At 58.8% G+C, this 16,583-nt stretch carries 20 protein-coding genes; 8 read left to right on the forward strand and 12 right to left on the reverse strand.

Features of this window, described 5'->3' with window-relative positions:
* Positions 1–76: 76 nt before the first annotated feature.
* From AC1DM5_RS22570 to AC1DM5_RS22605, 8 genes are all read right to left on the reverse strand, one after another.
* Complete coding sequence (locus AC1DM5_RS22570) at positions 77–223, reverse strand: hypothetical protein (protein WP_477823147.1); 147 nt, start codon at positions 221–223, stop codon at positions 77–79.
* A 780-nt stretch (positions 224–1,003) separates the two neighbouring features.
* On the reverse strand, positions 1,004–1,372 hold the full coding sequence (locus AC1DM5_RS22575; protein WP_477823146.1) for a hypothetical protein: 369 nt from the start codon (positions 1,370–1,372) through the stop codon (positions 1,004–1,006).
* Between the two features lie 35 nt (positions 1,373–1,407).
* Positions 1,408–1,629 carry a hypothetical protein gene (locus AC1DM5_RS22580; RefSeq protein ID WP_477823145.1) on the reverse strand — a complete coding sequence of 74 codons (222 nt, stop codon included), beginning with the start codon at positions 1,627–1,629 and terminating at the stop codon, positions 1,408–1,410.
* A gap of 209 nt (positions 1,630–1,838) precedes the next feature.
* Positions 1,839–2,102 (reverse strand): DUF982 domain-containing protein, encoded by a 264-nt coding sequence (locus AC1DM5_RS22585; RefSeq protein ID WP_477823144.1) that lies wholly within the window; start codon positions 2,100–2,102, stop codon positions 1,839–1,841.
* A 152-nt stretch (positions 2,103–2,254) separates the two neighbouring features.
* Entirely contained in the window at positions 2,255–3,898 is a 1,644-nt protein-coding gene (locus AC1DM5_RS22590) for a calcium-binding protein (protein ID WP_477823143.1), read from the reverse strand.
* Positions 3,899–4,099: 201 nt separating this feature from the next.
* Positions 4,100–5,560, reverse strand: a complete 1,461-nt coding sequence (locus AC1DM5_RS22595; RefSeq protein WP_477823142.1) for a calcium-binding protein — start codon at positions 5,558–5,560, stop codon at positions 4,100–4,102.
* 455 nt (positions 5,561–6,015) lie between these two features.
* A complete protein-coding gene (locus AC1DM5_RS22600) occupies positions 6,016–6,738 on the reverse strand; it encodes an SGNH/GDSL hydrolase family protein (RefSeq protein ID WP_477823141.1) in 723 nt (240 codons plus the stop codon).
* Positions 6,739–6,896: 158 nt separating this feature from the next.
* Positions 6,897–7,190 (reverse strand): hypothetical protein, encoded by a 294-nt coding sequence (locus AC1DM5_RS22605; RefSeq protein WP_477823140.1) that lies wholly within the window; start codon positions 7,188–7,190, stop codon positions 6,897–6,899.
* Between the two features lie 370 nt (positions 7,191–7,560).
* On the opposite strand from AC1DM5_RS22605, the gene AC1DM5_RS22610 reads away from it, so the two are divergent.
* The gene (locus AC1DM5_RS22610) at positions 7,561–7,767 is read left to right on the forward strand and encodes a hypothetical protein (RefSeq protein ID WP_477823139.1); all 207 of its coding nucleotides are present in this window, start codon (positions 7,561–7,563) and stop codon (positions 7,765–7,767) included.
* 65 nt (positions 7,768–7,832) lie between these two features.
* Here the strand turns inward: AC1DM5_RS22610 and AC1DM5_RS22615 are convergent, their stop codons facing one another.
* The 3 genes from AC1DM5_RS22615 to AC1DM5_RS22625 all read right to left on the reverse strand — a co-directional run bounded on the left by AC1DM5_RS22615 (position 7,833) and on the right by AC1DM5_RS22625 (position 9,266).
* Positions 7,833–8,237, reverse strand: a complete 405-nt coding sequence (locus tag AC1DM5_RS22615) for a hypothetical protein (protein WP_477823138.1) — start codon at positions 8,235–8,237, stop codon at positions 7,833–7,835.
* Positions 8,238–8,388: 151 nt separating this feature from the next.
* Positions 8,389–8,895, reverse strand: a complete 507-nt coding sequence (locus tag AC1DM5_RS22620) for a hypothetical protein (RefSeq protein ID WP_477823137.1) — start codon at positions 8,893–8,895, stop codon at positions 8,389–8,391.
* A gap of 104 nt (positions 8,896–8,999) precedes the next feature.
* Positions 9,000–9,266, reverse strand: a complete 267-nt coding sequence (locus tag AC1DM5_RS22625; RefSeq protein WP_477823136.1) for a KTSC domain-containing protein — start codon at positions 9,264–9,266, stop codon at positions 9,000–9,002.
* A 252-nt stretch (positions 9,267–9,518) separates the two neighbouring features.
* Between AC1DM5_RS22625 and AC1DM5_RS22630 the strand changes: the two genes are divergently transcribed.
* Entirely contained in the window at positions 9,519–10,211 is a 693-nt protein-coding gene (locus AC1DM5_RS22630) for a GntR family transcriptional regulator (protein WP_477823135.1), read from the forward strand.
* Between the two features lie 7 nt (positions 10,212–10,218).
* Entirely contained in the window at positions 10,219–10,911 is a 693-nt protein-coding gene (locus AC1DM5_RS22635; protein ID WP_477823134.1) for a GntR family transcriptional regulator, read from the forward strand.
* A gap of 14 nt (positions 10,912–10,925) precedes the next feature.
* Here the strand turns inward: AC1DM5_RS22635 and AC1DM5_RS22640 are convergent, their stop codons facing one another.
* Entirely contained in the window at positions 10,926–12,815 is a 1,890-nt protein-coding gene (locus AC1DM5_RS22640; RefSeq protein WP_477823133.1) for a bifunctional sugar phosphate isomerase/epimerase/4-hydroxyphenylpyruvate dioxygenase family protein, read from the reverse strand.
* Positions 12,816–13,050: 235 nt separating this feature from the next.
* Between AC1DM5_RS22640 and AC1DM5_RS22645 the strand changes: the two genes are divergently transcribed.
* The 5 genes from AC1DM5_RS22645 (at position 13,051) to AC1DM5_RS22665 (ending at position 16,568) form a co-directional block, all read left to right on the forward strand.
* On the forward strand, positions 13,051–13,881 hold the full coding sequence (locus AC1DM5_RS22645; RefSeq protein ID WP_113185880.1) for a transporter substrate-binding domain-containing protein: 831 nt from the start codon (positions 13,051–13,053) through the stop codon (positions 13,879–13,881).
* 112 nt (positions 13,882–13,993) lie between these two features.
* Positions 13,994–14,443 (forward strand): type II 3-dehydroquinate dehydratase, encoded by a 450-nt coding sequence (locus AC1DM5_RS22650; RefSeq protein ID WP_477823132.1) that lies wholly within the window; start codon positions 13,994–13,996, stop codon positions 14,441–14,443.
* Complete coding sequence (locus AC1DM5_RS22655; protein ID WP_477975670.1) at positions 14,440–15,108, forward strand: amino acid ABC transporter permease; 669 nt, start codon at positions 14,440–14,442, stop codon at positions 15,106–15,108. Before AC1DM5_RS22650 ends, AC1DM5_RS22655 begins: the two co-directional genes overlap by 4 nt.
* Positions 15,109–15,115: 7 nt before the next feature.
* A complete protein-coding gene (locus AC1DM5_RS22660; protein ID WP_477975672.1) occupies positions 15,116–15,760 on the forward strand; it encodes an amino acid ABC transporter permease in 645 nt (214 codons plus the stop codon).
* A gap of 31 nt (positions 15,761–15,791) precedes the next feature.
* Positions 15,792–16,568, forward strand: coding sequence for an amino acid ABC transporter ATP-binding protein (locus AC1DM5_RS22665; protein ID WP_477823129.1), 777 nt, complete (start codon positions 15,792–15,794; stop codon positions 16,566–16,568).
* Positions 16,569–16,583 lie beyond the last annotated feature (15 nt).

The following is a 16,583-nucleotide window of genomic DNA, read 5'->3' on the forward strand; positions in this document are numbered from 1 at the left end:
CAACACGTTTTGAGCGAGGAAGTTAATCTTGGGGTTGCAAGCTGTCGCGTGAAAACCGCGTGACATGTGCCCGCGGTCACTGCGTCGCGCTCTTGGCCTGATCCAGGATTACGTCAATGAAATCGTGACTGTCCATCACCGTCGAAACGACGCCGTCCTCGTGGATGAAAATGACAAGCCAAAGTGAGCTGTCGATCTGCACCGCGATGTGAAACCAGTTCATGGTTGTCCTCCTGTCGGCGAGGAGAACAGCACGACGCCGGCAGAAGGACTAACCCTCACATGTGAGGGGCGGCAATCAAATCACCACGGAAGATCTGGTTTCGCGTCAGGTTTTTGGATCTTTGCGCGGCGTCCCTGTTTATCGTATTGGGACGGCCGCTGATTGCTCTTGCAATCGGATATCTCCTTCGGTTGGCACATATTCAGGTCTGCCTCCCGGCGCCTCACGATGAAGCGACCATGCTCGACGCCTCGCCGACTTGACGCCGACGCAAGCTATATCCTGCCCACTCCGGCATATGCGTCGTCGGGCGCACTCGCTCGCTCATTTGCGGCTCGAAACTCTGGCTTCCGACCGGGCTGACGATGACGAACATCCGGCTCGATAACTTGCTGATCTTGAGCAATACGGGCGGCACCGGGGTTGCCAAGATCGGGGCGCCGATCATCCGCAAGATCGGCAGTCCGAGAACTGCCTCGAACTGGCGGCCTGACCCGCCACCCCAAAACAAAGCCCGCCAAGGGGTGTTGGCGGGCAATTCAGGAGAAGGAGTTGAAAAGGGTGCTCGGGGTCAGGAAAGAGACACCCTTTTCATGCTGACTCTGGAGGCATCAGCCGAACAGAAATTAGGGAGCAGATCGCCGTCTTCAATCGGACTAAAGTCCCACACGCCGCGCCCCACCCTCTCGCACTAGCTCACATCCAAACCGACAAAGCGAGCGAGATTCCACGTGGCGAACCGCGAGACGCGAAAACTTTAGAAAATACGAAAATAAAAAACTATTCGCGTAATTTGATGATACTGTCGCCGATGATAGAATAATATTTTAATTGAGGTAAAATCATGAAATCGCTTTTTCCAGAAATGTCCACAAGGCAGATAGTCGTATTCATGATCGAGACATCCGTTCTCGTCGCATCGCTCGTTGCTGTTCTCTCCGTAACGATACCTTTGCTCTGATCTCGACGCCCTTGTGAGTTTAATCGGCACCGATTTTGAAAACGACGTCCCTCTGACAAATAAAAGCGGCGACGGAGAAATCGCAAAAAGAGGCCCGCCGAAGCGGGCAGGTTTTTTGAGGAAACTTGGGACAGCGCGGCCGAGGCGATTGAAGGGTCAAGCGGACGTGCATCCGCCGCGCGGTCCATGCGACCTTAACTGACCCGATATCTAAAAGTTCCGATCAGACCTTGCCTCTGGCGGCAGAGACCAAAACCTTCAACTGGTCGAAGTTGTGGACACCCTCACGGAACAGTTCGATGATAACAGCGGCAATGCGCGCCGTCTCCTCGTCATCCCTGTCAAGCTGAAATTCTGCCTGCACGACATCCAGCACGCGCTGGCAAATGGCGAGGTCTTCCGACGTCATCGGTTGATCGCGCCCGCTTATGCGACGTTCAATCATTCGATCCCTCCATCATTGGAAATCGGGATTCGAGATAATTTGGGATGATGGAATTTCAAGCGTGTTTCGCCAAAATCTGCGGGCAGGCAGAGACCCGGCCCCTCGTGCTGACCGGGCCTCCCCCATACCACCTCATCAGCGCTGAGCATGGTGGCGGGTCCACTACCCTCATCGCCGCTGCTCGTCAATCGTCGGGCGCTCCTTCGGGGTCAATGAAGAACGGCAAGCGCTGTAACACCGGCTTCGTCCGCGGCCCGGATGATGGCCGCTCTGAGCTCGTCGGCTTCGGCTTTACCGGTCATCACGTCCAGGCACGCTTTCACGGCAGACAGGAACTCCTCGCCATCATCGGATGGCCATTCCCTCATCAGCGCGTTGGCAGCTTCCCCGACCGTGCGGACAATCAAACGTCTGTTCTCGTCCTTGAAGACAAGGATGATCGGATCGAATGATGCAGAAGTGTCCCATTTCATTACGCTTGGTTCCCGACGAACTAACATATCGGTAACCTTGCAAAAGCCATGCCGCTGCACGCTGCGGTTTGGCAATTGCCGTTGGACGCCTGGCTGAATGACAAAAAACGGCCGGCAGAAGCCGGCCGTTTCAGATGCGCTAATTGCGCTTCTCAGACCAGCAGAGAGCTGTTGATCAGGATATCGCTATGGTCGAAGAAGGCCTTGTTGACGCCGACGAAGGCGATGTCCTGGGCGGCATCCTTGCCGGCGCCGTCGTGATCGTAGGAGAGCACGCCGGTCGCAGCATTGTAGGTGAGAACCGCATGATCGCCGCTGACCTTCGGGCCGTTCTTGACGAGCACGAGGAAGGCGTCGTCATCGACGATGCCGTTATTGTCCTTGTCGAGACCGGTGAAGACGGAGCCGAGCGAGATCTTGTCGTCGGCATCGAAATCCCAGATCGAATCCTTGTTGGCCGCGCCCATTTCATTGAAATGGAACGTATCGGCGCCGCCCTTGCCATAGAGGCTGTCATTGCCGGCGCCGCCGGCGATGATATTGGCCGAGGCATTGCCGGTGATCATGTTGGCAAGGCCGTTGCCGATGCCATTGATGGCACCGCCGGACAGCCGGAGGTTTTCGACGAAGGCATTGTCCTTGAGGTTGACACTGACCGAAGCCCAGATCGTATCCGTGCCGCCCCCAACTGCTTCGTTGACGACCCGGTCGCCGGCATTGTCGAAGACATAGCCGTCGTCGCCTGCCGAACCATAGATCCTGTCGGCACCGGCGCCGCCGTCGATCCAGTCCTTGCCCGATGTGCCGTAGAACGTGTCGGCAGCGGCAGAACCGATGATGTTCACGCGCTCCACCGAGACCAGCGAGACCTTCGAGTGGTAGCCGTCGGCGCCGGTGATATCGTAGATGATCGCATCGCCGTTCAGTCTTGCGGTTACCTGCCGGGCGAGAGAGAAGTCAAGAGCGGCGTTGTCGATGCCGTCCTGACCATTAAAGTCGGCCGATTGGCCAGGGACGGATGGAAAGGGCAACGGTCCCACTCCCAAGCCCTGCTTGTACACCAGCGTATCGTCGCCCGTGCCGCCGGTTATGAAGTTGCGCGACAGCTCGCTTGTCACAAGGAATTTGTCGTTGCCTCCCCAACCGTCGAGATAGTTGGTGCCCGCGCCGCCATCGAGCGTGTTGTTGCCCTCACTGCCCATTATCCGATTGTTGAGTTCGTTGCCGTAGCCTGAAGCATCACCCTCAAAAAGATTGAGATTTTCGATATTGGCCCCGAGAGTGTAGGTCAAAAGCGTTGTGCTAACGGTATCGCCAACGCCAGAATCAATTTTATCGCCAAGCTCGATGACCTGATCGCCAGCATCGTCAACGAAATAGGTGTCCTGCTCGGATCCCCCAATCATCGTATCAGCGCCGGCGCCGGGATTGATGAAGGCTACCCCGCCACCGCTGACCTTGATGTAATCGTTGCCGGCACCCGTCAGGATATTAGCGGACCCTGCACTCATCACCTCAATGTGATCATTGCCGTTGCCCCCGTAAATGCTCAGGTAGTCGGCAATCACACCATAGGTATTCAGCGGCGCATCCGAGGATTGACCGTCAAAAAAAGCCTTGTTCAATAGGCGGTCGATGTCGAAAAAGAACGGCCAAGGGCCTGGTCCGAGAGTAAGTCCCAGCGCGGTATCGAAAGAACCTATGGCCAGCGACGTATAGGCAGAACCGTCCGCAAATGTCGTTCCGTCGACAAACTGACTGAAGTATTCCTCTTCAGTCTGAGTAAGAATAATCATTCCCATTAAAACCTCACAAAAATTCTGCGGTTTATTTTACGGTCGCAACCACAACTCAAAGCAGCAGGTAAGAACTTTTAACGTTATTGCAGAGGAGTGACGTGGAGCATTTCTGCCGGCCGCGACGGCGGGCGACTGCCGGCCAGTCACACAGAAACGGCCGGTCAAAACCGGCCGTCTCCAATGCGCTAATTGCGCTCCTCAGACCAGCAGGGAGCTGTTGATCAGGATGTCGCTATGGTCGAAGAACGCCTTGTTGACGCCGACAAAGGCGATGTCCTGGGCGGCATCCTTACCGGCGCCGTCGTGATCGTAGGAGAGCACACCGGTCGCGGCATTGTAGGTCAGGATCGCATGATCGCCGCTGACCTTCGGGCCGTTCTTCACAAGCACCAGGAAGGCGTCGTCATCGACGATGCCGTTATTGTCCTTGTCGAGACCGGTGAAGACAGAGCCGAGCGAGATCTTGTCATCGGCATCGAAGTCCCAGATCGAGTCCTTGTTGGCCGCACCCATTTCGTTGAAACGGAACGTATCGGCGCCGCCCTTGCCATAGAGGCTGTCATTGCCGGCGCCACCGGCGATCAGATTGCTGCCGGCATTGCCGGTGATCATATTGGCAAGGCCGTTGCCGATGCCGTTGATTGCAGTGCCGGACAACCGGAGGTTTTCGACGAAGGCGTTGTCGTTGAGATTGACGCTGACCGAGGCCCAGATCGTATCGGTGCCGCCGCCTGCTGCTTCGTTGACGACCCGGTCGCCGATATTGTCGAAGACATAACCGTCGTCGCCAGCCGAGCCGTAGATCTTGTCCGCACCGGCGCCGGCATCGATCCAGTCATTACCCGACGTGCCGTAGAACGTGTCGGCAGCGGCCGAACCGATGATGTTCACGCGCTCCACCGAGATCAGCGTGACGGTGGAGTGGTAGCCGTCAGCGCCGAGGATATCGTAGACGACCGCGTTGCCGTTCACCGTTGCGGTCACGGACTGCGCAAGCGAGAAGTCGAGTGCAGCGTTGTCAGTGCCGGCTCCGCCTTCGAAATATGCCGACTGTCCGTGGTCGAACGCCCAAGGATCGCCTCCCAGGCCCTGCTTGTAGACCAGCGTGTCATCGCCGTTGCCGCCGCCGACGAAGTTCCGCGAATGATCGCTGGTAACGAGGAACCTGTCGTTACCGTCCCCACCGTAGAGCTCATTGTTGCCGGCGAAGCCATTGAGGATGTTGTCGCCGTCGCTACCGAACATCCGATTGTTGAGTTCGTTGCCATAGCCTGCCGCATTGCCCTCAACAAGATTGAGGTCTTCGATGCCGGCCCCGAGAGTATAGGTCAATAGCGTTGTGGTAACGGTATCCGGCGGCCCCCAAACACCCCCAAGCTCGATGACCTGATCGCCGACATCGTCTACGAAATAGGTGTCCCTCTCACTCCCACCAATCATCGTATCAGCGTCAGCGCCGGGATTGATGAAGGCAGACATGCCACCGCTTATCTTGACGTAATCATTGCCGGCACCCGCGAAAATCATCGCGTCATCTGCATACGTCACTTCGATATGATTATCGCCATTGCCCCCGTAAATATGGAGTTGGGCGGCAATCAAGCCGTAGGCATTCAGCGGCGCATCCGACGCTATGCCGCCAAAGAAAGCATTGTTCATGAGCGCGTCGGCCGAGAGATAGGTCAGAAAATCTCCCGACCCGAGAGTAAGGCCGAGAGACGTCTTAAAAGAACCTATCGACAGGGAAGTATCGGCCGATCCGCCCGTAAATGTCGTATCACCGATAAACTGACCGAAGGATACGTTTCCAGTCTTAGTAAAAACAAGCGTTCCCATAAAACCCCACAAAAAATCTGCGCACGCGGGATTTCTTCCACAGCCACAACCAGAAGTCAAAGCATTGGTTAACAAATACCCAATACTGTTGCATCGCAGCAATATTTTAGATCATACAAATATATCGATACTATAGAGCGCCCTCTCGCCCATCAAAATTGAGGGCGCCCAGCTTCCTGCAGCGCAGAAATACAGCAATGTTGCGCCCGGAAGACGCAAATTCCGATCATCACCACCGCTGTTCCAGCTCAAGCCCGCGACAAGTCCTGCCGCCCTGCTTACCGCAGCCCAGCCTCCGCAAGCGAAGACCTCAAGATACTGTACCCGTCCGGCGAAAGATGTAGTTTATCAACTGTAAAATTCGAGCATCCCTGCTTGGCAAAGCCGCATGTCAGCTCATCCTCGTCGATCTTGACGAGCGTCACGCCGGTTCTCCCAGCCAGATCCCGTTCGATGCCTGCATTCACTTCCAGGCGATCTTTGGCGCGAAAGGTGAAACCCGATCCGCGCGGAAGGATGGGCACGACATAGATCGGGCTGTCGCTCCAGCGGCTTCTGAGCTCATCGACGACCGCCACGACACCCTGCGAAACACCGCAGGGGGCAAAGGAGCCATCCCACAGGTTGTTGGTTCCGATGATGAGGACGATGTTTTTGGGCTGGATTGCCGGCGGCATTTCCTTGAGGCGCCAAAGGAGCTCCTGGATATGGTCGCCGAAGATGCCGAAGTTTCCGACGGTCGCGGCCCCGAAATCCCGCTTGAGATCGGGACCCCAGTTCTCCGCCAGAGAATCCCCGAAGATCGCCACATCGAGCGCGCCGGAGATTTTCTGCTGCTGCCGCGCCTTCATAACCCGGACGGGAGACTGCTCGATGACAGGGGTTTGCGCGACCAGAGCCTGGACGGGATCGCAAGCTGGAGCGGCATTCGCCTGGGGCGCGGCCCAGAGCAATAGTCCGGCGATCGCGTAAGGGAGCAACCGCGTCACAAAATCCGTCATTTCGAGCCTCGCTGCAAAGCGTGTCGCGATATCGGGGATTCGCTGACCGCGCTTTGAGTTTCTGTTTTCCGCATGTCGTGATCGCAAAACCGCGGCGCGGTCTTGCGCGGCACAGTTTAGCGTGCCGATTTCGCCACGATTATGATGTGGTCGATAAACTAGAAAAGAAGCCACAAAAAAGCGGCCAGCAACAGCGCCGCGGCGACGAACTTCAGGATCGTGACTGTAGACGGGGGTGGCTTCCTGCGCGCGACGATATATGGCTCGATGATATTCTGGAAAAAGATGTCCCGGTCTTCGGGTCGCGTGGACATCAGTTGTACGTACCGGGATATCGTGATGCCGCTTGCCTGGGCGCTGCCACCATCGGCGTATTGGATCTCAAGGGTGCGGTCGCCCTCATTGTACTTCACCTTCCGCACCTTGTGACACTCAAAGGAAGTCCAGGTCATTGTGACATCCGAATAGAATTGTTCCCGATGTAAGGACTATTGCTCGCTTTAGGCGATAGCCAGGCTGGCTACATAGTTACTGATGACGCTGATGTTGACAAATTGCCCATAATAGTTAGTTGCGAACAATTATTTAGCCGCAATGCCACCCGCCACCGGTTTGCAACCGGTATGTGACAGTCGTTATATCTTTTGATGGAAAGCCGGGGTAGGAGATGGAAGAAAGATCCAGGTTCGTCTCCTGCTGAGTTTGCAGCATCGGCAGCGGGCAAGTGAGAGTGGGCAGCAGGAAAGTCCACTGGAGCTTGCGGATTGCAACCGAGCGAAGAAAGCGCTGCTCAGGTGAAGAGCTCACCTGCTACGATACGCGATGAAGCCACAGCATTACCTATTGATCATCTTCGTTGCGCCGCCGCTCATTGCGCTTGCGCTCGGGATTTTCATGATCGCCGCATCATTCCACCATGAGCCGGCGGACCCGCGTTCGACAGGAACGATCGGTGTCAGAAAAGGCGGCAGGATCGGCAATCCCGGCTATACGCTCCCGCCCCCGCAACCAGGCGGCGACTTTCAATAGAATTGCCAAAATTGTGGCCACCCCTCGCCCACCGCTGTCAGCGCTGCTTCAGCTCGAGCCAGCTATCAGGATCTGCGCGCCAGCGGCGGCAGGGTAATGAAGGGATTGTCGGGATCGTAGCTCATCTTCGGCTTGCCCTTTCCGGCCTTGAGCAATCCCGGGGCAAGATGCCCGTTCGGGCCGAAGAGATAGGCGCTTCCCGCGCAGAGATGGGCAAGCGCGCGATAATCGAAATAGCGGAAGGTGCTGTCGGCAAGGAAGGCCGCCTCGTTATAGGCCTTGCCCTTGATCTCGGCAAAGCGGGTCTCGGTCATATAGGCGTAGAGCGCCTTCTTGTTGAGCGATGCGCCGCTGCAGAGAGTGGCGAGCGAACTGGCGAGCTTCACGACCCGCAATGTCTGGGCATCCGGGTTGTCGAGCGGCTTCATCGCCTGGGCGACGTAATAGTTCGCCGCCGGATCGTTCGTCATGGATTTCTTCCAGAAGGAAGGCAGCTCCGCCGCGGTCGCCCAGTCAACAGAAGCAAGGCCTGCAGAAGCGATCGCAAGAATTGCGGCGAATAAAGCGAATCTGAAATTATAGGTCACACCATCCCCCATCCGGCACACCTGCCCTGCATCGTCAGCGCTGCTTCAGCTCGAGCCGGATCCTGTAAAAATTCTCTGCATCCGCCATCGCCTTCACGTCGCATTGCTTCGTGCCGACGGCCACGGTTACGATATCGCGGACATCGGTGGTCAGCCAGATCGGCGCCTCGCGCGTATAGGAGCGTCCGGGAAGCGCGCGCCAGTTGACGAAGAAAATGCCCACCTCCTCGCCGGCCGCATTGAGGAAGTCTGCGACGACACAGACCTGGTCGTCATCATCAGGATCTTCGTTCCGCAATGTGATTCGCGAGGTGACGGAGTTCGTCTTCGGGTCGGTGCGGAAGGCGAAGCTGTAATATTGCGGCCGCTTCCAATCCCATTTGTCCTCGACGAGTTTGCAATATCCATTCTCGACGGAGAGGCATTCCTGCGCGGCGTGCACGCGCCAGACGTAGTTCTGCCACCCATCCTCGTTGGGAACGGGGGCATGGTCGCTGGTCAGGAGGCCAAGGGCGATGGAGAGTTGTTTGAGGGTCGGCATACCAGATGCTCGCCGGATTCGCGGCAGCACGCAAGCCCCGGTCTGCGGGCCTGAGAAGCCGGACCAGACGATCCGGCTTACATCATCTCAATGCCTTACAAGCACTATCGGGACAGTTGACCGCGCTTGCCGACGACCGCACGAAGCATCTGTTTCGCGCGTCCTTCCGCACCTTCGGCCGAGCGCGGAAACGCATCGCGGATATGGCGCGTGTAATACCAGCCGGGAGACGTGGCCGTGACCAGGTTTTCATACACGACCAGCGGCACGTTGAAATATCTGCGGTGGCCCTTGAGGCGAATCTCGATGTCGAGGACCCCAGTCGACGGGTCGTAGGCAACGGATTTCACGAGTTTTGACGAAAGTTCCATCGTTGCTCCTATGCTGCGTCGCACAATGGAACCCCGGTTGAGGCAATAGTCAAGCCTTTGTAATGTTTCGGGACACATTACCTCATAAACCTTGCCTTACGTGAATGCCGCTCTAAAAGGCGCCGAACCCAGGCAGATTGCCGCCCTGCAGCATTTCGCCTCACCCGCTGCTTGACCCAAAATCCGTTTTCCATTGAACGCACCCGACTTCTCCCGCTATATAGGAGAAAACGCGAAATCTCGGAGACAAGCATGCGGCAGGAAGATATCGAGGAGTCCGTCGCCGAGAGTGGCTACAGGCAGATTCGGGCGGATATCATCTTCGGGCGGCTTTCGCCGGGGCAGAAGCTGAAACTGGAAAATCTCAAAGGCGCCTATGGCACGAGCGTCAGCACGCTGCGCGAGATCCTCAACCGGCTGACCTCGGAAGGCCTCGTCGTTGCCGAGGGTCAGCGGGGGTTTGAGGTTGCCGGTGTTTCCGTCGCCGATCTCCGGGAAATCGCGGCGCTGAGATTGCTGCTCGAGGAACACGCGCTGGAACAATCCTTCGAACAGGGGGATGTGGAATGGGAGGCGCAGCTGGTCTCCGCCCATTACAAGCTGGCGCGCATGGAAAAAGTCATGGCGACGGGCGATACAGCCCAAGCCGAGGACTGGAAGCGCTATGACTGGGAGTTTCACCAGGCGCTGATTGCCGCCTGCGGCTCGCGGCTTTTGATGGAGACGCATTCAGCCGTCTTCGACAAATATCTGCGCTATCAGATGGTGGCGCTTTCCTATCGCGGCAGCGTGGCGGAAGAGGAGCACCGGCAGCTTCTGGAGACCGCCCTCAAGCGCGACAGCAAGACCGCCAAGGAGATCCTGCAGCGCCATATTCAGGCGGGCGTCGAACATGCGCTCGGCAGAGGGCTGCTGTCGGCCCTGCCCGCGCAGGCCAGGGGATGACCGCCTGATGCGCAACGAAAAACCCATGCCGAAGCTGGCAAGCGAAACCTCCGAGACGATCAGCGATGTCGTCTTCCGGCAGATCCGGCAGGATATCATATCCGGGGCACTCGCCCCCGGCGCCAAGATCAAGCTCGAGCAGGCCAAGGAGCATTATTCGATCAGCGTCTCGTCGCTGCGCGAGATCCTGAGCCGCCTTGCCATGGAAAACCTCGTTCTCGCCGAGGGCCAGCGCGGCTTCGAAGTGAGCCCGGCCTCAGTCAAGGAGCTGGAAGAGCTTGCCGATCTCCGGACCGTGCTCGAAACCCATGCAATCGGCCTTTCCTTTGCCGCCGGAAACCTGGAATGGGAAGGCCGCATCGTCGCCGCCCACCACAAGCTGGCGGCAGCCGAAAAGAAGCTGCTGGCGGGGGATGCCTCGCGCACCGTCGATTGGGTGCGCTATGACTGGGAATTCCATCAGGCGATTGTTTCGGCCTGCAATTCGGCAACGCTGATGGCGACGCTGTCCTCGGTCTTCGACCGGTTTCTGCGCTATCACATGCTGGCGCAGAGCTTTCGCGGGCAGGCTGTGGTGGATGATCACAAGCTGCTGTTCGAGCTGGCGCTGAAGCGCGATGTCGAAGGTGCAAGGGCCGTGATCCGCAGGCATGTGCAGAGCGGCGTAGCGCATGTGCTGAAGAGCGGGCGGATCAGCTGAGGACGGGCACGCCCTCACCTCGCATCCCTTGGAACCCCCTCCGGCCGCATCTGCTTCTTCAGCGCCGCAATCCGGAAGATCGCATTCGGCGCCCCGTATCCGCGATAGGCGCGCCGTTCCACCACCTCGAAGAAGAAGCCTTCCCCGTAAGTCCCGCTATAGAGCTGGAAATATTCGCCCTCCCCATCCCGGTCATAGAGGATGTTTTCGGCTTTCAATCTTTCGGTCAGCTCCGGCTCCAGGCCGAAGCGGGCCTCCACATCGTCGTAATAATTCGGCGAGATCGGCAGCGGCTTGAAGCCTTTGGCGCGTAAGCGCTCGGCGGTAGCAAAGATATCATTGGTCGAAAACGCGAGATGCTGGATGCCGGAGCCGAATTTCTCGGCGATGAAATGGCCGGCGAGCGTGCGGCGGTTTTCGGCACCGTTCATGGTGATGCGGAGTGTCCCCGCCTCGTTTTCGATCACCTGGCTGCGCACCACGCCAGCGGGATCGATGATATCGACCATGGGGGTTTTACGGGTCTCGAAGATCGAGGTGTAGAAGAGCAGCCAGGTCAGCATCTCGTCATAGGCGACGGTCTGGGCGATGTGATCGACCTGCAGGAGGCCGGCGTCGCTTGTTTCGCCCTCTTCCGCCACCGGCTCGAAATCGATCTCGGAGAAGCGGCCGAGCGGGCTTTTCTCGTCGATGAGATAGATCAGCCCGCCGCCGACACCGCGGATCGCCGGCAGCTGCAGCTCGCCTTCAATGACGGCCTGGGTGAAGGGTTCGGCATCGAGCGCCAGTGCGCGGGCATAGGCTTCGGCCGCATCCTCGACGATGAGCGCCACCGCATAGGCAAACGTGCCGTGCACGGCATAGGCGGCATTAGCAAAACCTTCGGGATCGACATTGATGAGGATGCGGATATTGCCCTGCTGGAAGAGCGTCACCTTCTTGGAGCGATGCATGGCGGCCTTCCGGAAGCCGAGCGCTTCCAGAATGCCGACGAGCTCCACCGCTTCCTCGTCATCGGTGGCGAATTCGATGAAGCCGACGCCTTTGACGGCCGCGCGCGGGGGCATGTCGATGCCGACTGGCGTCTCCACCTTGCGGCGGATCTGGTCGGCCAGATAGATCAGCGAGCGGTGGCCATCGGCGGCGATCGCCCGTGTCGAGCCGCCGCGGAACTGGTCGTTGAAGATCTCCAGCGAGAAGAAGCCGTCATAGCCGGTGGAGGCCACGGCCTCGGTGAATTCCGTCACCGGCAGATCGCCCTCGCCCGGCATGTTGCGGAAATGCCTGGACCAGTAGAGCAGGTCCATATCGATCAGCGGCGCATCGGCAAGCTGCACGATGAAGATCTTTTCCTTCGGGATCGAGCGGATGGAGGTGATGTCGATCTTGCGCGACAGCGAGTGGAAACTGTCGAGGATCAGCCCGACATTTTCGTGATCGGCGCGCCGCACGATCTCCCAGGCATCGCGGTGGTCGTTGACATAGCGGCCCCAGGCGAGTGCCTCGTAACCCACCTTCAGCCCGCGCTTGGCCGCTCGTTCCCCCAGTTCGTGGAAATCGGCCGCTGCCCGGTCTATGCCGCCAAGAGCTGCCTGCGAGACATTGGAGCAGACGAGCACCATGTCCGTGCCGAGTTCCTGCATGATGTCGAACTTGCGTTCGGCCCGGTCGAAGGTGCGGCTACGCAAACCCTCCGGCATGCCCTCGAAATCACGGAAGGGCTGGAAGAGCGTGATGATAAGGCCGAGATCCCGCGCCATCCGGCCGACATCGGCGGGGCTGCCGTCAAAGGCCAGGAAGTCGTTTTCGAAAATCTCCACGCCGTCAAAGCCGGCGCGCGCAATCGCTTCGAGTTTTTCCGGCAATTCGCCTGAGAGCGTCACCGTCGCAATCGAGGTCTTCATGGCTCGCAAATCCTCCTCGTTATCGGGCGCGATGGCTGAAACCAGCGACCCTCCTCATGGCATTATGGCAAACGTCGTTAGGAATGCAATTCAATTGATCAAATCAAAAGTCTCATATGATTTTCAAAAACTATGTTGATTTATGATCGCCTCTCTGGCAAACATGATGCGAACAGTCGGGAGAGGATGACTGTGAGGCCGTTTTTGACGGCCGCCAAAAAGGAGGAGAATTCCAATGCTGAAGTCGTTGCTGACGCGGCGTGGCGCCATGCTGGGTGCCGCCGCTCTCGTGGCCGCCATCGGGCTTGCAAACCCGGCCGCCGCCGTCACCCCGGAAGAAATCAAGGCCCGCGGCAAGCTGATCGTCGGCATCCAGGGCGACAATCCGCCATGGGGCTTCGTGACCAGCGCCGGCAAGCAGGATGGCCTGGATGCCGATATCGCCACGCTCTATGCCAAAGAGCTCGGCGTCGAAGTCGAATTCGTGCCGCTGGAAGTGAACAACCGCATTCCGGCGCTGACCACCGGCCGTGTCGACGTGCTCTTTGCGACGATGGCCATGCTGCCGGACCGCGCCAAGGCCGTGCAGTTTTCCAAGCCCTATGTCGCCAATGCCATCGTGCTGATCGGCGCCAAATCCGCCTCGATCAAAACCAATGAGGATATGGCGAACCTGACGATCGGTGTCGCCAAGGGTGCCGCGCAGGATACGCAGGTGACGAAGAATGCGCCCTCCACCGCCACGATCCGTCGTTTCGATGGTGACGCGGCAAGCGTGCAGGCGCTGGCTTCCGGCCAGGTGCAGGCGCTCGGCGGTAACATCTTCTACATGGATCGCGTCGAAAAGGCCCGCCCCGGCGAGTTCGAAAACAAGCTTGAATTCCAGAAGCTCTATAATGGCGCCTGCACGCGTCTGGGCGAAAAGGAAATCAACGCCTCGATCAATACGTTCATCGACAAGATCAAGGCCAATGGCGAGCTGAAGAAGATCTACGACAAGTGGATGAAGGTGCCGGTTCCGGAATTCCCGGAAAAGCTTGAGGGCATCCCCTTCGCCGCAAACTGAGCGATCCGCTCTCTTTCATGACAGCAATAAGGGCGGGCATGCCAATGCCCGTCAACGCAACAGCCATGCCCCAACCACGGCATAAGGCCCTGCCCCGTTTGAGGTGCGCGACATGACCAGAACCATCTTTGTGCTCAACGGACCGAACCTGAACCTGCTCGGCGAGCGCGAGCCCGCCATCTACGGCTCGACCACCCTTGCCGATATCAGGCAGATGTGTCTCGCAAAGGCCGAAAGCCTCGGTTTTTCCGTCGATTTCCGCCAGACCAATTTCGAGGGCGAGCTGGTGGAAAGCGTGCATCAGGCCCGCAAGGGCGCCTGCGGCATCATCATCAATCCCGCCGGCTACAGTTTCACCTCGATTGCCCTGCTCGATGCCTTGAAAACCTTCGATGCGCCGAAGATCGAGCTGCATATTTCCAATGTCCATGCTCGCGAGGAGATCTATCACAAATCCCTCGTCTCGCGCGTTGCCACCGCCATCATGATCGGCTTCGGCGCCCGCGGTTATGAGCTCGCCATCGAGGCAATGTCCGGCATGGTGGGAGCAGCCAAGGCATGAACTATCAGCTGGATTTCGCGCCCGTCATCGATGGCCTGCCGAGCCTGCTGCTCGGCTGTCTCGGCACCTTTCTTCTGGCGCTTTGCGGCATGGCGCTCGCCATCGTCATCGGCATCGGCGGTGTGGCGCTGAGGGATTCCCATATCAAGGCGCTGCGCTGGCTGGTGATCGGCTTTGTCGAGCTCATCCGCAACACGCCCTTCCTGGTGCAGATCTTCTTTCTCTTCTTCGCCCTGCCGCTGATCGGCATCCGCCTCGACCCGACACCGACGGCGATCATCGCGCTCGGCATCAATGGCGGCGCCTATGCAATCGAGATCATCAGGGGCGGCGTGCAATCCATTCCCAAGGGGCAGATGGAAGCGGGCCTGGCGCTCGGCCTGCACAAGGTACAGGTCTTCCGGCTGATCATCTTGAAGCCGGCGCTGCGGGCGATCTACCCCTCGCTGACCAGCCAGTTCGTGCTGCTCACGCTCTCGACCAGCATCGCCTCGGCAATCTCTGCCTATGAGCTGACCTCGGTCGCCCAGCGCATCGAATCCGACAGTTTCCGCAGCTTCGAGGTCTATTTCACCGTCACGGTGTTCTACCTCATCATTTCCTGGCTGATGATGCGCCTCTTCGCGCTCTTCTCGGCCCGTTATTTCACCTATCCGGTCAAGTGAGGGCACCATGGGCAGCGAAGAATTCATCTTCCTTCTGATCGGCCTGAAATGGACCGTACTTCTGTCGGCCGTCGGCTTCGTCTGCGGCTGCATTGCCGGCCTTGGCGTGGCCTTGGCCCGCACCTGCGGCATGCCGTGGCTGGAGCGGGCAACCTCGGCCTATATCGCCGTCTTCCAGGGCACGCCGCTCTTGATGCAGCTCTTCGTCACCTATTACGGGCTCGCCCTCATCGGCTTCAAGCTCGATGCCTGGGTGGCGGTGGCGATCGGCCTCACGCTCCATGCCAGCGCCTATCTCGGCGAGATCTGGCGCGGCGCAATCGAGGCCGTGCCACGCGGCCAGACGGAGGCGGCAAAGGCCCTCAGCCTCAAATATGTCTCGCGCATGAAGGATATCATCCTGCCGCAGGCGCTGCGCATCTCCCTGCCGGCGACGATCGGCTTCCTGGTGCAGCTCATCAAGGGCACCTCGCTCGCCTCCATCGTCGGCTTCACGGAGCTGACGCGCGCCGGCAACATCATCTCCAACCAGATCTTCCAGCCGCTCACCGTCTTCGGCATCGTCGGCATCCTCTATTTCCTGATGTGCTGCCCGCTGACCATTCTCGGCGCCCGCCTGGAGCGGCGCTTCAACGCGGCCCATGCGCGCTGATGCCGCGCCCTAGCGAAACGGACCAAAGACCATGACATCAGTTCCCGCACCCGCACCCCAGACAATGACTGGCGAAACCATGATCACCATGAGCCACGTGGAGAAATGGTACGGCGCCTTCCAGGCCCTGCACGACATCAATATCGATGTGCACCGGGGCGAGCGCATCGTGCTCTGCGGCCCCTCCGGCAGCGGAAAATCGACGCTGATCCGCTGCATCAACCACCTGGAGACCTACGAGAAGGGCGAGATCCGCGTCGGCGGCATATTGCTCGGCAATCAGGCCAAGGCGATCGACGCGATCAGGCGCGAGGTCGGCATGGTCTTCCAGCAGTTCAACCTCTTCCCGCACCTGACCGTGCTGCAGAACTGCATGCTGGCGCCGATGCGCGCCCTTGGCGTGACGAAAGCCGAGGCCGAAGACCGCGCCCGCACTCTGCTTGCGCGTGTAAAAATCTCCGAACAGGCCGATAAATATCCGGTGCAGCTCTCGGGCGGCCAGCAGCAGCGCGTGGCGATCGCGCGTGCGCTCTGCATGCGCCCCAAGGTGATGCTCTTCGACGAACCGACCTCGGCGCTCGACCCCGAGATGGTCAAGGAAGTGCTGGATACGATGATCAGCCTTGCCGAGGAAGGCATGACGATGATCTGCGTGACCCATGAAATGGGCTTTGCCCGCCAGGTCGCCAACCGGGTGATCTTCATGGCAAGCGGCGCAATCGTCGAGGAGGCGGCACCGGCCGAATTCTTCACCAATCCCCGCCATGAGCGGACCCGCAAATTCCTCGGCGAAATCCTGCGCAATTAGGATCTGAAGGAAAAT

This window comes from Rhizobium sp. 01T437, from assembly GCF_056398505.1.

Bases quoted from the DNA above. Each gene is read 5' to 3' on its own strand.
- AC1DM5_RS22650 (WP_477823132.1), top strand. From the start codon at position 13,994: ATGACCAGAACCATCTTTGTGCTCAACGGACCGAACCTGAACCTGCTC.
- AC1DM5_RS22590 (WP_477823143.1), bottom strand. From the start codon at position 3,898: ATGATTATTCTTACTCAGACTGAAGAGGAATACTTCAGTCAGTTTGTC.
- AC1DM5_RS22630 (WP_477823135.1), top strand. From the start codon at position 9,519: ATGCGGCAGGAAGATATCGAGGAGTCCGTCGCCGAGAGTGGCTACAGG.
- AC1DM5_RS22575 (WP_477823146.1), bottom strand. From the start codon at position 1,372: ATGGACCGCGCGGCGGATGCACGTCCGCTTGACCCTTCAATCGCCTCG.
- AC1DM5_RS22580 (WP_477823145.1), bottom strand. From the start codon at position 1,629: ATGATTGAACGTCGCATAAGCGGGCGCGATCAACCGATGACGTCGGAA.
- AC1DM5_RS22610 (WP_477823139.1), top strand. From the start codon at position 7,561: ATGAAGCCACAGCATTACCTATTGATCATCTTCGTTGCGCCGCCGCTC.
- AC1DM5_RS22595 (WP_477823142.1), bottom strand. From the start codon at position 5,560: ATGAACAATGCTTTCTTTGGCGGCATAGCGTCGGATGCGCCGCTGAAT.
- AC1DM5_RS22625 (WP_477823136.1), bottom strand. From the start codon at position 9,266: ATGGAACTTTCGTCAAAACTCGTGAAATCCGTTGCCTACGACCCGTCG.
- AC1DM5_RS22660 (WP_477975672.1), top strand. From the start codon at position 15,116: ATGGGCAGCGAAGAATTCATCTTCCTTCTGATCGGCCTGAAATGGACC.
- AC1DM5_RS22600 (WP_477823141.1), bottom strand. From the start codon at position 6,738: ATGACGGATTTTGTGACGCGGTTGCTCCCTTACGCGATCGCCGGACTA.
- AC1DM5_RS22615 (WP_477823138.1), bottom strand. From the start codon at position 8,237: ATGACGAACGATCCGGCGGCGAACTATTACGTCGCCCAGGCGATGAAG.
- AC1DM5_RS22620 (WP_477823137.1), bottom strand. From the start codon at position 8,895: ATGCCGACCCTCAAACAACTCTCCATCGCCCTTGGCCTCCTGACCAGC.
- AC1DM5_RS22645 (WP_113185880.1), top strand. From the start codon at position 13,051: ATGCTGAAGTCGTTGCTGACGCGGCGTGGCGCCATGCTGGGTGCCGCC.
- AC1DM5_RS22605 (WP_477823140.1), bottom strand. From the start codon at position 7,190: ATGACCTGGACTTCCTTTGAGTGTCACAAGGTGCGGAAGGTGAAGTAC.
- AC1DM5_RS22655 (WP_477975670.1), top strand. From the start codon at position 14,440: ATGAACTATCAGCTGGATTTCGCGCCCGTCATCGATGGCCTGCCGAGC.
- AC1DM5_RS22585 (WP_477823144.1), bottom strand. From the start codon at position 2,102: ATGAAATGGGACACTTCTGCATCATTCGATCCGATCATCCTTGTCTTC.
- AC1DM5_RS22665 (WP_477823129.1), top strand. From the start codon at position 15,792: ATGACATCAGTTCCCGCACCCGCACCCCAGACAATGACTGGCGAAACC.
- AC1DM5_RS22635 (WP_477823134.1), top strand. From the start codon at position 10,219: ATGCGCAACGAAAAACCCATGCCGAAGCTGGCAAGCGAAACCTCCGAG.
- AC1DM5_RS22570 (WP_477823147.1), bottom strand. From the start codon at position 223: ATGAACTGGTTTCACATCGCGGTGCAGATCGACAGCTCACTTTGGCTT.
- AC1DM5_RS22640 (WP_477823133.1), bottom strand. From the start codon at position 12,815: ATGAAGACCTCGATTGCGACGGTGACGCTCTCAGGCGAATTGCCGGAA.